This is a genomic window from Flagellimonas yonaguniensis, assembly GCF_029193885.1.
GTDB lineage: Bacteria > Bacteroidota > Bacteroidia > Flavobacteriales > Flavobacteriaceae > Flagellimonas > Flagellimonas yonaguniensis.
Window position 1 is genome coordinate 1 of the sequence record NZ_JARFVB010000025.1, and the last position, 15,281, is coordinate 15,281.

Here is a 15,281-nt window from a genome sequence, read left to right on the forward strand (position 1 = left end):
CGTGGAAGATGTCATGGTTCCCGTTGGGCACGTTCCCGAAGATCAGCGATATGGAGCCGTCGCTTCCGCCACAGGTGGTGGGGTCCGAGGAGAGGTCCACGTTGATGATGGGGATGTTGTTGATGTTGACGCTCACGGTCGCCGTGTCGTCGGGGCACGCGCCTGTGGATGCGACGGTATATGTGAAACCGTAGCTTCCATCGCCCAGAGCGGAGAAGTCCATGTTTGCGGGGTCGGGCACCACGGAGTTGGCCCCGTTGCCGAATGCATCGTTGACATCGGTCCATGTTCCGCCGGCGTCGGCTCCGGCGAGCTGTGCGTTCAGGTCGTATGTGTTGGCATCGCCCTCACAGATGTCCATGTCGGTGGGGGCACCGGCCTCAGGAGAAGTATAAAGAGATATTATTTGAGTGACATCTGTTGTATTCCCCGAAGTATCGGTAACCCTGTATGTGCGGGTTATGGTTTCTGGGTTTGACAAACCATCACTAACGTCACTTATATGTGTTACTGATAAAACGGCACAATTGTCATCTTCATCATCTACAACGTTTGGGTCTGGTGCAGGAACTGTATCACAAACTATTATAGGATCTGGGTCGGTCGCAGTTGGGTCGGTAAAGTCTCCAAAACCAATAGTAAAAACATCTAAATGCTCAAAATCCACATTGTCAAAAAAGGCATCTGTTCCTACAACACTTGTGGCGGTTACATAATCTATGACTCCTGTAGTGAAATCCCCATCCCCATCTCTATCTATCATGAGTTGGATTCCACAGGCTGGATTGGTTAAAATATCTGAGCCTGAAAGGTCTACCTGAACACTCACTCCTGTAATTGGTGTCACGCCTCCAGGAGAAACCGTTTTTTGGATTTTCCATTCCCTAGAAATCCTTTCAGTTATATCGCCAGACGGTGGCAATTCCACATTTGTTGAATTTAGGCTCGCATGATCATTGCCCCACAAGAGATAATTATGTAAGTATGAGAACAGTGATGTTGCCCCCCATGTCGTATTATCAATTTCGGGTCTAGTTTGGTCTAAATTGTCGCCCGAGAAATTGGAATCGGTCGACATAGTTACTATTGCCTCATCATTTTCACTTTTGGCAATGCGTTGATGTAGATTATATCGTAGGTCGGGACTGGCACCACCTATATTGTCTTGATATCTATCCCTAGCCAATCCGGCAATATCAAATCTGTACGCAGCATCTACTGCTGGATCCCAAATTACTGCCCCATTGGCGGCTAGGTATTGATATCCTTGATTTCCTACGGTACTTCCCAAGGAACCTGCACTATTGAGGGTAATGCCATATTTTATGGCCAAGTAGCTTTCTATACGTTGTATTGAGTTAGCGGTCAATACACCATCAGCGATCAATACTTCGGCTATGTGGCCTGTTAGGTTTCTATTGGAATCGTTACTGTTGAAGTGTTTTCCTAGTCGGCTGAACAGATATAGGTCAGTTTCTGAAGTGGGGTGGTGTCTTACAAAGTTTATATCGGGTAATCCATTTACTTTGGTTGTTAAAATTTCATCATCGGTTCCCAAGGGTTGAACCACATCTCTACTAAAAACACCTATAGTTGGAAGATTTTGTAGGTCAATTGCTCCAGATTGAAAGAAGGAACCACCATTCCATGTTCTACCTACGGAGAATCGACTATTATCTGAAACTCCCAAAGAAAGGTTGGTAGTGGAGCTGTGATAATTGTCTATATCCCCACCGTACAGGAGTTGTTGGGTGTTAGCGGAATTTCCTCTACCACGAGCTTTAAAAACAATGAAAACAGTAATTTCTTCTCTAGAAATGGGTCGTGTGTGCAGTGCCTGACCATTACCGCTTCCATCGAATTCCACAGAAGGGTTAAAATTCATCTGGTTTCTACGTAAAGTAGGTATACCTGGTATTGAACCAGCTGGTATTAAAAATGGGGGGTTCCCAAAGGAATGTTGAAAACCAGGATTTGTAGGGTGGTCCCAAGGATTGGGATAATCCAACGGATTAGGATGTTGGACAGCATGTTGTAGGGTATTAAATCCGATATAATCGACAAGATCATGCCACGTTGTCACTGGAGTTCCATCTGCAGGCGCCAATGGCGTGTATAATTGTAACTGGCCTAGAGGTGATGGTGTGTTGATAGCCCTATCCGCACTGTACCAAGTATCTACCTCGATTTGGGCAGAGGCTTGTTGTCCCAGAAGTATGATGAAAAGAACTAGGGCCGATTGACATAATCGCTTGAATCCTTTTGCTGAAAATGATTTTTCAGCATTTGATCTATGAGATGGAAAAAGTAGAAATCTTATCATAAGCAAGTAGTTTTTGGTCGTCATTTTCTATGTAAGAGAACAACAGATAAAGATTTGGTTATTATAAAATAAGCTAGTATTGAGGTAAATAGAGAAGGTGAATTAACCTATGCCCGTTTTTAATTGACGAATGCCCCGAATGGATCAACGAGTAGAAATAGGCTTGATTTACAACACTTCAATTTTGTAGGTAATTACTTATATTTTTTAACAAATATGGCTTTTCATGATGATATAAATAGGGCCGCCATATAATAATGGCGGCCCGTTAACCATCTCTCAATTGAAGAACTAAAGCGTTACACCAAACCTAGTTCTCTGAGAAAATTTGATTTATCAATGAGATGGTTATTTGATTAGATTGATTTCAACTCTTCTGTTCTGTTGCCTACCTGCTCTGGTTGCATTGGATGCCATTGGTTTTTCTTCACCAAATCCTATTGCGGTAAGCCTAGTGCTTGAAATTCCTTCATCAATCAAGAAGTTGAGTACGGAATTGGCCCTGGCTTCTGACAACTTTTGATTGCTTTCACTGCTTCCAACACTATCAGTATGGCCTTCAACAGTAAATTTGGCGTTTGGATATTCATTTAGAATTTGGATGATATCCACCATTACAGATACGGATTCTGGTTTGATGGTCGCTTTACCTGTATCAAACAGGATGGTTCTAGCGTAATCGTTCAATCGCTTTTGAACTGCTTGTGTCACTTTTGGACAGCCGTTGTTGTCTACTGGCCCTGCCACTTCTGGGCAATCATCGTCAATATCCACCAATGTGTCGCCATCGGTATCGGGACAACCACGATGCTCTTTGCTTCCAGGTACTTCTGGACAGCGATCTTCGGAATCCATGATGCCATCTCCATCGGTATCTGGGCATCCATTGAATTCTATCAGACCCGGGGTTTCAGGACATTTATCGTCTTTGTCCAGAATTCCATCCTCATCGGAATCCTTCCATGGGCATCCGTTGTTTTCTTCTGGGCCAGCTACATCCACACAATCATCATCTTTATCCAAAACCCCATCATTATCAGTGTCTTTCCATGGGCATCCTTGGTTTTCAACTGGACCTGCAACATCTGGACAATCATCTTCTTTGTTTATGATGCCATCGTTGTCCTTATCACGTAATTTGCTTTGATAAATAGGTATCTTAATCCCTGCATATAGGTCTAGTGCCTTAGTGTCTTCTCCAAACAATGATGATAAAATGGATCCAGAGCCTAAGTATAAGGGCCCAAGCCGCAATCCTGCCCCCCATTGAAAGCCAACCCCACCCAAAATGCTGATAGGGGAGTAGAAGGCCAACCACTTACTTTCGTATCGTGGTGTAAGCCTGTATTGGTTCAGGATGCTCCCTGTATTAGGTTTGGATTTGGAGGTAAGGGAAATATCAGCGTTTAAGTTCAGATAAAATTTGGAGTTCAAACTTAAGTCTGCATTGGTATGTAAAGCCGTGGGTAGTGTATAGTCTCTGGATTTCGTGTTTGAGATTTGATTGAAATTGTCGACCAAAGCTTCTTCAAGTACATCTCCATCAAAATTATCAATGTTTTGTGTTCTATTCAGGTCGTAGAAACGATCCCTACCCTTAACATCAAATAGCTTTCCTATATCTGTAACGGAGACTCCAAGTTTTAGTTTGTATTTGTTGGCTCCACGATCAACAACGGTACTTCCATCTTTTTTCATTTTGGTATATTGGGATTGGTCGGGTCTCCACTCGTATACCAGACCTATGTCGGCACCTATGCCGAAACCATTGTCAAAATCAAGAGCTTCTCCGGTATGTCCTTGCTCATCGATGTCTCCCGTATCTCCCAAATGGATATTACCCGTGGTGGTAACTTCCCGCGTGTTGGAATCGTAATCCAATGAAATACCGGAACCATCTATATAGGCATTGCCTATACCTTGAAGCATTTTTGCTGTAAGACCTCCTTTTAGGAAATGCGCTTCATCATTCAAAAGAACCCTGGCGTAAGTGGCTCCAAGTTCGCCCCATACTGTAAAGGAACCATAAATATCGTCTTCAACAATACTGAAATCCTCATCTTCATCAAAACCACCTTCTTTTTCCAGAAGGTTACCGTTAGCCTCATTCAAATTAAAAATTCCCCTCCCTCTTGTGTAAACGGCCAGAGAACTTTTTTCGTTGATGCTGAGCATTACGGATGGTCCCATGACATCAATATTGAAGGCCAAAAAGTTATCGGTTGAAGGATATGTCTTTGCATTGTCAAAAACCGAACTGTAATCGGCAAAGGCATCGCTAAAATTAAAGCCGATATAATCGTTGCCATAAAGTGCACTGATCCCAGCCAGATTAATATCCATTTTAAGTCTTGAATCGGCGATATTGGCAGGGTTGGATATTATTCTATGCACACCGCTGTAATTGTCTTCCAAGAATCCAATATATGATTGGGATTGAATTACATTAATCGTTGAAATCAATAATAAGCCTACTATCAATTTCCTTAAATACATCATTTTATTTTCCATGATCTACGTTTTGGGTTTGGTTTTCACGTTTTTGAAAACACAAATAGAACACAAATAATGATGCTGTGAAGGGGCTAATGAACGAAAGGGTCTTTTGAATTGACGGATGGGGCAGTTGAGTTTATATACTTTTTTTCAGCTAAGAGTATTCCTACTTATTTTGGCTTGTTCCAAAACAAAAAAACCATTACAACCAAGGAACTAGGATTAGTTCCTTGGCGTAACGGAAACCTCAACTAAACTAAACACTTTTATGACCAACAGTCGTCAAAAGTGAATTGCTATATGTGCATGCGTTAAAAATTGATCTTGCTTTTCAATTGACTTTAACGCGTAATTGCACAACAAACGTAAAGGCAAAAAATAAATAAAAAGGCACTCAATTTACGGATGCCCTGTTTGAACTAATGAATGCCCTGTTTGATTTGATATGGAAAAAATAAGGCATAAAAAAACAGCCCTTTTTGGACTGTTTTCAATATTGTTGGAATGGTACTGATTATTCAACTTCTTCCACGGATGCACCGGGAGCGTTCTTTTTAACGGAGGCTATACCGTTTTCCATGGCTGATTCACTGGAATACATTTCGCTGTTTCCAATAACTTGGCCATTGGATGCCTTTAGGTTAAAGTAAGGGCTTCCGTCTTTCGCCTCGCTTCTTTCAAAATTCCCATCATCCTGTGAATGTGTTTTCACAGACTCGATACCATTTTCGCAAGCAGATTTGGAAGAATATCCTTGGCTGCTCAAAATAACTTGACCGTTTCCAGCTTTTAAATTAAACCTGAACTTTCCGGCTTTATCCGTTTTAATCTCAAATTTTCCCATATTTATTCTATTTTAAGTAATAAATCTAGATATTTTCTTAAAAAATGACCAATAAAAGTTGCGAAAAATATCAATAAAATAAAGTTTTGAGCCTTTGGAATGTGAAATTGTAATTGGACCATGACACTCGTCATAAAAAAAGGAGGCTATTTGGCCTCCTTTTTTACTTGTGTTCTTATATCCATTACACCCTAATTTGACCATCGCCAAATACATAGTATTTGTTGGTGACCAATTGTTTAAGGCCCAATGGCCCTCGATGGTGCAATTTATCGGTACTGATGGCGAGTTCTGCACCAACTCCCATTTGTCCACCATCGGTAAACCGGGTGGAGGCGTTTTGGTAGACAGCTGCACAGTCGACGTTTTCCATGAAAGTTTTGGCAACTTCATTGTTTTCCGTCATAATGGAGGCTGAATGCCCTCCCGAATTTTTGTTGATTTTCTCTACGGCCTGGTCAATAGTGTTGACAGCACCAATTACGCACTTCATGGCCAAAAACTCTTCTTGCCATATGGAATCGTCGGTAATGGTATCTTCATCCGTCAATACTTTTTTGACTTCATCATCCACGATAATGGAGACATTGTTGGCGGTAAGCACTTGTTGCAGCTCTTTGAGCTTGTCTTCGTAACCATCAATCTGTGTGTTCATCAAAATTTTGTCTAATGCATTGCAGGCCGAAATTTTATGGGTTTTGGCATTTAAAATCACTTTTAGACTTTTTTCCCAATCGGCCTCTTTATGTACGTATAGGAAATTATTTCCCCTACCGCTGATGAGAACCGCACACTTGGCATGTTCCTTTACAAATGCGATCAAGCGTTCGCCACCACGAGGTACGATAAGATCCAAATCTTGGTCTGGATTCCTTAAGAACTCCTGTGTTTGGGTCCTGTCCATTTCCAAGAATTGAATAAAATCTTCCGATAGACCGTTTTCTGTTAGGGCTTGATGCCAAAACTTAACCAAGGCTTTGTTGCTATGGTAGGCTTCTTTACCACCTTTCAGCAATATTTTGTTATTGGCCTTAAAAGCAAGTACGGCTGCTTCAACGGTTACATCCGGGCGGGATTCATATATGATCATTATGGTGCCAAATGGTGCCGTTCTGTTGATGATTTTTAGCCCGTTGTCCAATTCTCTTGTTGAGATTTTCTTGTTCACGGGATCATCTTGCAGGCGAACCTCTTTTACGGCTTGAATCATTTGATCCACCTTCTTCTGGTCCACCACCAAACGGTCGTACAATGCTTGATCGTTGCGGTTGAATGCGTCTAGGTCCTTTTTGTTTGCTTGGAGCAATTCGTCCCGATTTTCATCAAGGATGCGCTCCATATCTTGTAATACTTTATTTTTTAAATCTGTGTTCAATAATTTCATTACTGTTATTTTGAAACTTTTGTCCCTACGTTCTTTCCTTCTACAACATCCAGGATTACGTTCTCCCGTTTACCGTTGACAATGTAGGATGGAATGTTGTCTGCTGCGGCTTTTTGGGCATAGCTCAATTTGGAGCCCATACCTCCACGGCCTTCACCTTCTTCTTTGTTTCCTTCTTCGATGTATTTGTCCAAGTCCTCTTTTGGCTCAACTTTGTCTATTACTTTGGACTCCTTTTTTTCGGGGTTTCCATCGTAAAGACCATCGATATCCGTCATTAGGATAAGTTTGTCGGCCTTCATTAACTGTGCCAGTAAAGTGGCCAACTCGTCATTATCCGAAAACATGGACATGGACACGGAAACGGCATCATCCTCATTGGCTATTGGGATAACTCCTTCAGAAAGGAGCCCTTCAAGACAATTTATCATGTTGTCGCGGTGCACTCCAGGGTTAAAATCCCTTTTTGTGGGGAGTACCTGGGCACATTTCATTCCGTAATCATTGAATATGTTATAATAATGCCTCATCATTCTGGGCTGCCCAATGGCGGAATATACTTGCCTACGTTGGGTTTTGTCCTTGATTTTTGCTTTACCCAAAACCTCTTTACCGGCAATTACCGATCCAGAGGAGACCAAAATGGTCATGATGTCCCGTTCATAAAGCTCGGCAATCTGTTGTACCAAACTGTTGAGAACAGGTCTTACAATTCTGTTGTCTTTGTTGGTCATCACGTTTGTGCCTACTTTGATGACCACTAGTTCTTTATACATGTTTTAGTATTCTTCGCCTAGTTCCACAGCTCTTCCGAATGCTGCAAAGGCGGCTTCTTTGATTAATTCGTTTACATTATTGTCTTCCATGGAATCCAGTGCGGCCCTTGTAGTTCCTCCTTTTGAGGCTACCTTTTCCATCCAAGTGTCAGGATTTAGATTGTTTTGGTTGAACAACTCCACCGCACCTGTGAAGGTCTGGCTTACCAATACTTTGGATACGTTCTCGGAGAATCCCATTTGTAGGGCGGCCTCCATCATACTTTGCATGAAGTAGAAAACGTAAGCTGGACCACTTCCGGATATTCCGGTGGAAGCATCAATGAATTTTTCATTTTTCACTCTGAGTGATTTTCCTGTAGTATCCAACAGGCCTTCCACCATAAAAAGCTCCAATCGGGATACTTCGTCTGCCGAAACATAGCTGGTAAGTCCTTTGCCAACTTGAGCGGGCAGATTGGGCATGGCCCTGACCACTTTTTGTATGCCGAGGGCATCTTGTATATATTTAATGGTTACCCCTGCCATTATGGAAATGAACAATTGTTCTGGATTCACCAATTTTTTCATGCGTTGAAAAAGTTCCTCAGCATGATAGGGTTTTACGGCCAAAAAGATAATGTCGGCCTGAGGTACACAGTCCTCTATCTTGTCTATGGCATCGAAATAGGCGATTTTGCCTACTTCCTCCAATTTCTCTTTTGACTTGTCCAGCACCATGATGTTGTGTTTTTTCAACAATTTGGATTTAGACATACCTGTGGCATAGGTAAGCCCCATGTTACCTGCGCCAATAACCAATACTTTCATTGTTTTTATTAAAAGGTTAAATAATTATTTAAGATTAAGATGGTGTTATGCCAATACATTACATTCTTTGCAATCTTTGATTTTTCCGTTGTAAGTCTCACGGTATTTGTGCAACGTGCGTACAGGAAGCCCCATAATATACCTTCTTATGTATGTGACACGGGTGGTAAGCTCCCCCATTTTAACGCTGTAGCGTTTTTCATATCTGGTTTCCCTTTTAATTCTTGAAAGTCTCATTTTGTTGTTGATACTTTTTGTTTTTGATGTTATTGGTCATCCTGTTCTCTCAGGAACTGTTCCTTATATTGCGCCTTTTTTAATGTTTTCCGGCGTTCCACTGATTTTTTAGTGTATTCTTGGCGACTACGGATTTGGTCCAAACGCTTGGTGTTTCTATATTTTCTCTTGTAGCGTTTTAGAGCCCTTTCGATACTTTCGCCTGGCTTGACTTCAATTTTTAGCATATAATGGTTTATCTGTTCAATCTCATTTCTAAATGGGTTGCATTGAACCCTTTTTCTTCAAAAAATTTTTTGTTTGGATATTGGTTTTCGTTTGTAATATGAATGGCAACGTCCCCTTTGCAATATTGGAGTGTGTAATCCAATAGCTTTTTCTCGATATCGTTGCCCCTATGTTCCCTATGTATCACGAAGAACACCAGAAAATTTTCGGGGATATAGTCTCCCATACCCGTTTTGTTCACAACGGCCAAACCCAAAATTTCATCCTTGTCCTCCATGGCAAATACATAACCCCCCAAACCAGGGATGTCTTTGGTAGAGTATTGAATGGCCTTCCTAATAGCTTTCTTTTCAGCTTTTCTCCCTTCTTGATGGTCAAAAAGGAAGTTGGCGAACCTATTGGCTTCCATGGTTGAAAGTCTGGTATAGGCATCGTAGGTCTTAATTACCATGCTTTTTTTTGAACGATAATAGTTCTGATTTTTTGTTTTTTAATTAACGGTTTCGAATCGGGCAAAATGGAAACACAAAAAACACCTGTGATTTCCAAGGCAATAAGGGTGCTTCCCAAAAGGGAAGGTAATTATAGGGTAGGCGGAATGAACTTATCTGGCTGGTTTCTGAATACCAGATAATTAAAACTTAGGATTCGACAGTTTTTTCTCTCGTGGAGCTTGACGTTCATTGGGACAAAGGTAAGTATTACAGCCCTTAAATCCCAATAATACTGGGGTTTATGTTTTTTATAACGTTTTTGTCGCCGTGTTTTGATAGATTGAAAACGTTATAGTGACCGTTTATTTTCCTTAAAAAAATTGTTCTGTCAAATACAGATTTACAAACCCTTTTACCCCACCCTGATTCTTCTTTAACGGAACCACCTTTTCCTATTTTTAAATAGAGAGACGAGTTTGGTGTTTTTGTCCATCTTTTTTGTTTTTGCGTTATATCAATCAGTAATCAACTGCAAGATAGGTTTTCGGCATGGGTTTGTTTTGCTCAAATGCTAGGATGTTTGACGGTATTGAAAATATTATAGCAATTTGAAGGGTGTTATTGGTGTTTGAGGGTAAGAAGATGGTGGGACGGGGAGTCACATAAGTATTTAAAACAAAAAAGCTCCGACAAATCGGAGCTTTTTGCGGTCTGGACGGGACTGTAACCTTGCTAAGCCAGCCCTGTCACTGCGGCACTTCTGCCAAATATTTTTATCTATGTTGACGATTTGTGAACTAATCCTCGTAAGTTGTAGTCCAATTTGTTTCGTCTGACGCAAAAATAGTACTTTTTTTCATTTAACAATAATAATTATTAATTAAATGCTTCCATTTAACGAAAAATCAAATCTATGGTAATTGTAGGTATTTGCGAAAGGATTAAATCACATCGCACAAACAGTTCGCATCAATACCATTACTATTAAATTCACAAATAGAAACACATATAAAGTATAAAGGTTTTTGACAGATTTTTTTTCAAACAGAGGATATGGTTAAGCAGGATAACATTTTAAATAAATTTTCTGAATTATATAGATACCGTAATAATCAGAACCGCTTTGGGTAAAAAAATTAACTATTAATGCCGTAAACATGCGTAAAGCAAGTAATTTTTTAGAAACAAAAAAAACAAAAGGTACGATTGTTTTAAAAGATTGTAAAGATAAAAATATAGAAAGTTAGGTCATTAAAAAGAGTGTGATAGAAAGGAAGAAACACCAACAATAAACCACACAAAACCTGAAAACGAAATAGTAACTGCAAGCAATGTAAAATGGAAATGGTTATCCGTTGTGAGGAAATTTAAGTTGTGAGGAAGCAAATCTTGGAAATTTACGCCAAGGCAAAAAAATTAGAAGGCGTGCAGGGCATTTCATTAATTAACGGTGTAAGTTTAATTAGTGGTGCAGGCAACAATTATGGATTAGGATTTTTAAAACTGGAAGATTGGTCTGAACGTGATGAAAGCGCGAGTACCGAGGCCATTACCAAGAAGTTATTTGGTATAGCCGCAGGAATTCCGGAAGCTAGTATAATTTTCTTCGGACCACCAAGTATCCCTGGTTTTGGAATATCTGCCGGTTTTGAAGTGAATCTATTAGACCGTACAGGTGGTGATTTTAACGAGTTAGACCAAGCAACGCAACAGTTTATTGGCAGTTTAATGCAACATCCTGAAATTCAGTACGGACAATCCTCATTTAATACTAAATATCCACAGTATGAAATGGAAATTAATGTCCCATTGGCTAAAAAATCCGGTGTTCCTATTAGTAGTATCTTCTCTACCATGCAAGGTTACATTGGAGGTATTTATGCCGCAGATTTTGCACGTTTTGGCAAACAATATCGTGTATATATGCAGGCATTGCCAGAAGATCGAGCAGATAAAAGTGATTTAAATGAATTATATATAAAAGCAGGGAATGGGGAGATGACACCCATTACACAGTTTGTTAATTTAAAACGTGTGTATGGACCACAATCTGTAACCCGTTTTAACCTGTACAATTCCACAAAGATTTCTGGTGCAGCAAATCCTGGGTTTAGTACAGGTGATGCTTTAGCAGTTGTTGAGGCTGAGGCTGCAAAATTACCAAGTAATTATGATGTAGCTTATTCTGGATTGTCACGTGAAGAGGTAAATGCAAGTAATCAAACCACTATTATATTTATACTTTGTATTGTGTTTGTGTATTTTTTATTGGCTGCACAGTATGAAAGTTATTTATTACCATTAGCTGTTATTTTCTCTTTGCCATTAGGTGTATTTGGAGCGTTTTTCTCAACCAAAGTGTTAGGATTGGAGAACAACATCTATTTTCAAATTGCTCTAATCATGCTTATTGGTCTGCTCGCTAAAAATGCCATATTAATTGTGGAGTTTGCTGTACAAAGACGGCGAAATGGAGAAAGTATATTAGATGCTGCCATACACGGAGCAAAAGCACGTTTGCGACCTATTTTAATGACTTCTTTCGCCTTTATTTTAGGATTGATGCCATTAGTGTTGGCATCAGGTGTAGGTGCGGAAGGAAATAAATCTATAGGTACCGGTGCAGCAGGAGGGATGCTTATCGGAACTATTTTAGGAGTTTTTGTAATTCCGATCCTATTTATATTTTTTCAGTGGATACAAGAAAAAATTTCTAGTAAGCCAAGTATTACAAACAATTGAAGTATAAAACAATGAAATTAATTATAAAACATAGAAATTTTAGAAAAGCAACATTGATGTTGGTTATTGCATTCACCCTGCAAAGCTGTTTTGTTGCAAAAGATTATGTGAGACCAAATTTAGAAACCGAAACCGAAGCCCTTTACCGAACGGAAAATTTGCCAACAGACAGTGTTTCGATAGCAGATATATCTTGGAAAACATTATTTACAGACCAATATCTTCAACAGTATATTGAAGAAGGTCTGCAAAACAATATGGACGTTCGCATTGCGCTTCAGCAAATTATAGCAGCCCAAGCTTATGCCAAGCAAGGTAAGGCAGGGTATTTGCCATCGGTTAATGTCGGCGCAAACTGGACACATCAAGAACTATCTAAAAACACCCAGTTTGGCGCATTTTTAGATAATACCTCTACAGACCAGTATGATGTTACAGCAAACCTTTCTTGGGAAGCCGATATTTGGGGAAAAATACGAAGCAATAAAAGAGCAACCCAAGCAGCATACTTGCAAAGTGTTGCAGGACATCAAGCCGTAAAAACGCAGTTGGTTTCCAGTATTGCCAATACGTATTATAACTTATTGGCTTTAGATGCCCAGTTAAAAATCACTAAAGAAACCATTGCAACCAGAGATAGTAGTGTAACAACGATTAAAGCGTTAAAGGATGCCGGTCAAGTTACACAAATTGCGGTAGACCAAAATATTGCACAATACAATAGCGCAAGGGCATTACAGGTAGATATCGAGACAGCTATTTTTTATACTGAAAATACACTAAGTATTTTATTGGGAAAAGCACCACAACATTTTGAAAGAAGCAGTTTGGATTTACAGCATATAGAACAAGATATTGTCCTTGGCGTACCTGCAACATTACTCAGTAACAGACCAGATGTCATGGCTGCTGAGTATGGTTTAATTCAATCTTTTGAGTTAACAAATGTAGCCAGAAGCAATTTCTATCCATCTTTAACCTTAACAGCTTCCGGAGGGTTTCAAAGTTTAGAAATAGATGAGTTATTAAATTCCAACTCATTATTTGCCAATATCATTGGAGGTTTAACACAACCATTATTTAATAAACGTGCTTTAAAAACTCAAAAAGAAGTTGCAATTGCACAGCAAGAGCAGTCTTTACTTCAGTTTAAAAAGACCTTGTTGATTGCAGGAAGTGAAGTGTCCAATGCGTTATTTTCTTATGAATCTGAAACGAAAAAATTTGAGTTTAGAAAAAATGAAGTTGAGGCCTTGCGCACAGCAGAAACAAACTCTGAAGAATTACTTAAAAATGGATATGCCCATTATCTGGACTTATTAACAGCCAGAGAAAGTGCCTTAAGCGCAGAACTTAATATTATAGACAGTAAATTACAACAATTAGTATCTCTTGTGGATTTATATGAAGCACTTGGTGGCGGATGGAGGTAATATTAATTATATAATAAACATTATTGACCAAAACTATGTACTCAATTTTAGTTGCGACAAATTTTTCCAGAACATCAGATAACGCTGTACTATATTCAGCATCATTAGCTCAACTGCTAAATACAAAACTGGTGCTTTTTAATGCTTTTAAGTTGCCTATTCACGCCTCTAACGCGCGCATATCGGCGACCTCAATGGACACCTTAATTGAAAAAACCAAAGAGAAATTAAGAAAACAATCTTTAAAATTATCTAAAGATTTTAAAATTAAAGTTGAGTACCAATGTAGCTATTTTGACTTGGAACGTGAAATAGATTCTTTAATGAAATTACATAACTCAAAACTTCTAGTTATGGGAATGTCAGCTAAATCGATGGAGCAAAATTTACTAGGAAACCCAACAACAACCTTAATCAGTATGAAAAGGTTTCCAGTATGGGCTATTCCCGTAAATGCTAAATATTCTGGAATCCACAAGATTCTTTTTGCCTGCGATATAATGCAGGATATACCTTTACGAACCTTGGCAAAATTAAGGAGAGCCGCCATTCAACTTAAGTCTGAAGTAACGGTGTTTTATGTGGAAAAAAAAATAAATGAACTAAAATCAGATAACAAAGCTTTTGAGAATATTGAAAAAGGCTTGGAAAATGTTACGTATTTTTATAAGAAAGTGAACTCAGATGCTGTAATAAAAGCAATAGAGAAGGAGATTGAAAAATCAAGTTTTGATTTGTTAGTGATGATGCCAAAAAAATATGGTTTTTGGGAATCTATAGTCCATAGAAGCAAAACCAGGGTCATGGCCTCAGGCATAAACATACCATTATTGTCAATTCCAATAGATTGATATTTAAAAACGAAAGGTTACAAATAACTGAAAGATGGTCACTAAAGCAGAATTGTTAGCGTATTCTATTACAAAGTTTACCCAATTTGGAAGTAAACACGTAACGTTAGACGATTTAGCAAATGATCTTGGTATATCGAAAAAAACAATTTATACATATTTTGAAAACAAAGAAGACCTGGTAACCTCCAGTCTTGAAAGTTTATTGAACGAGTATAAAGAAGATATAAATGGGCTGATCAAAAGCCACGGCAAAGACCCTATTTTGTGTGTCATATTAATTTACCAGAGAGGGTTTGAGTATTAAAATACTTTAAGCCCTCTTTTCTTTTCGGATTGGAAAAGTATTATCCCAAAGCAAATTTGCTGTTCAATAATTTTGTGAAAGAATTATCACATAATATTGTTTATAAGTTACTTAAGCAAGCACAAGAAGCTGGAGATATAAAAGAAGATATTAATTTAGAACTACTCGTGAAAATCTATTTTTTTAGAATTGACAATCTGGTGTTTAAAAAGAACAATTTATTTGAATCTTACGGAAAAGCCGAATTATTTAAACACTTAGTCATTTATAATTTAAAAGGAATCATAACGGGTCTGTAAATTAAACTCTGTCCGATCCATCAATCCCTCTGGGGCTAGCCCCAGAGGGATTGGGATTTAATTCCAAGGGAATCCTCTCCCCAAATTTAATATAAAGTTGCTGGACCACCAGGCTCC

The 15,281-nt window shown here is 39.1% G+C and carries 13 protein-coding genes and 1 pseudogene; 5 read left to right on the plus strand and 9 right to left on the minus strand.

The window, feature by feature from the left end; all coding sequences use genetic code 11:
• The 9 genes from PY092_RS19095 to PY092_RS19135 form a co-directional block, all read right to left on the minus strand.
• A partial coding sequence (locus PY092_RS19095; RefSeq protein WP_275617339.1) for a DUF8202 domain-containing protein occupies positions 1 to 2,323 on the minus strand: 2,323 nt, incomplete at its 3' end.
• Between the two features lie 348 nt (positions 2,324 to 2,671).
• Positions 2,672 to 4,834: a DUF5723 family protein gene (locus PY092_RS19100; RefSeq protein WP_275617340.1), complete on the minus strand. Its 2,163-nt coding sequence runs from the start codon at positions 4,832 to 4,834 to the stop codon at positions 2,672 to 2,674.
• 499 nt (positions 4,835 to 5,333) lie between these two features.
• Positions 5,334 to 5,663: a YegP family protein gene (locus PY092_RS19105; RefSeq protein WP_275617341.1), complete on the minus strand. Its 330-nt coding sequence runs from the start codon at positions 5,661 to 5,663 to the stop codon at positions 5,334 to 5,336.
• A 184-nt stretch (positions 5,664 to 5,847) separates the two neighbouring features.
• Positions 5,848 to 7,047 (minus strand): glutamate-5-semialdehyde dehydrogenase, encoded by a 1,200-nt coding sequence (locus PY092_RS19110; RefSeq protein WP_275617342.1) that lies wholly within the window; start codon positions 7,045 to 7,047, stop codon positions 5,848 to 5,850.
• A gap of 5 nt (positions 7,048 to 7,052) precedes the next feature.
• Positions 7,053 to 7,823, minus strand: a complete 771-nt coding sequence (proB, locus tag PY092_RS19115) for a glutamate 5-kinase (protein ID WP_275617343.1) — start codon at positions 7,821 to 7,823, stop codon at positions 7,053 to 7,055.
• Between the two features lie 3 nt (positions 7,824 to 7,826).
• Positions 7,827 to 8,633, minus strand: coding sequence for a pyrroline-5-carboxylate reductase (gene proC / locus PY092_RS19120; RefSeq protein ID WP_275617344.1), 807 nt, complete (start codon positions 8,631 to 8,633; stop codon positions 7,827 to 7,829).
• Between the two features lie 45 nt (positions 8,634 to 8,678).
• A complete protein-coding gene (locus PY092_RS19125; RefSeq protein WP_275617345.1) occupies positions 8,679 to 8,870 on the minus strand; it encodes a hypothetical protein in 192 nt (63 codons plus the stop codon).
• A gap of 29 nt (positions 8,871 to 8,899) precedes the next feature.
• On the minus strand, positions 8,900 to 9,097 hold the full coding sequence (gene rpsU / locus PY092_RS19130) for a 30S ribosomal protein S21 (protein WP_275617346.1): 198 nt from the start codon (positions 9,095 to 9,097) through the stop codon (positions 8,900 to 8,902).
• A gap of 8 nt (positions 9,098 to 9,105) precedes the next feature.
• A complete protein-coding gene (locus PY092_RS19135) occupies positions 9,106 to 9,549 on the minus strand; it encodes a GNAT family N-acetyltransferase (RefSeq protein ID WP_275617347.1) in 444 nt (147 codons plus the stop codon).
• A 1,378-nt stretch (positions 9,550 to 10,927) separates the two neighbouring features.
• Between PY092_RS19135 and PY092_RS19140 the strand changes: the two are divergent.
• The 5 genes and pseudogenes from PY092_RS19140 to PY092_RS19160 all read left to right on the plus strand — a co-directional run.
• Positions 10,928 to 12,274 (plus strand): annotated as a pseudogene (locus tag PY092_RS19140) (efflux RND transporter permease subunit); the annotation flags it as partial.
• Between the two features lie 11 nt (positions 12,275 to 12,285).
• Complete coding sequence (locus tag PY092_RS19145) at positions 12,286 to 13,707, plus strand: efflux transporter outer membrane subunit (protein ID WP_275617348.1); 1,422 nt, start codon at positions 12,286 to 12,288, stop codon at positions 13,705 to 13,707.
• Between the two features lie 35 nt (positions 13,708 to 13,742).
• Complete coding sequence (locus PY092_RS19150; RefSeq protein ID WP_275617349.1) at positions 13,743 to 14,558, plus strand: universal stress protein; 816 nt, start codon at positions 13,743 to 13,745, stop codon at positions 14,556 to 14,558.
• Between the two features lie 34 nt (positions 14,559 to 14,592).
• Positions 14,593 to 14,865, plus strand: a complete 273-nt coding sequence (locus PY092_RS19155) for a TetR/AcrR family transcriptional regulator (protein ID WP_275617350.1) — start codon at positions 14,593 to 14,595, stop codon at positions 14,863 to 14,865.
• Between the two features lie 74 nt (positions 14,866 to 14,939).
• A complete protein-coding gene (locus PY092_RS19160) occupies positions 14,940 to 15,164 on the plus strand; it encodes a hypothetical protein (RefSeq protein ID WP_275617351.1) in 225 nt (74 codons plus the stop codon).
• Positions 15,165 to 15,281: the final 117 nt, after the last annotated feature.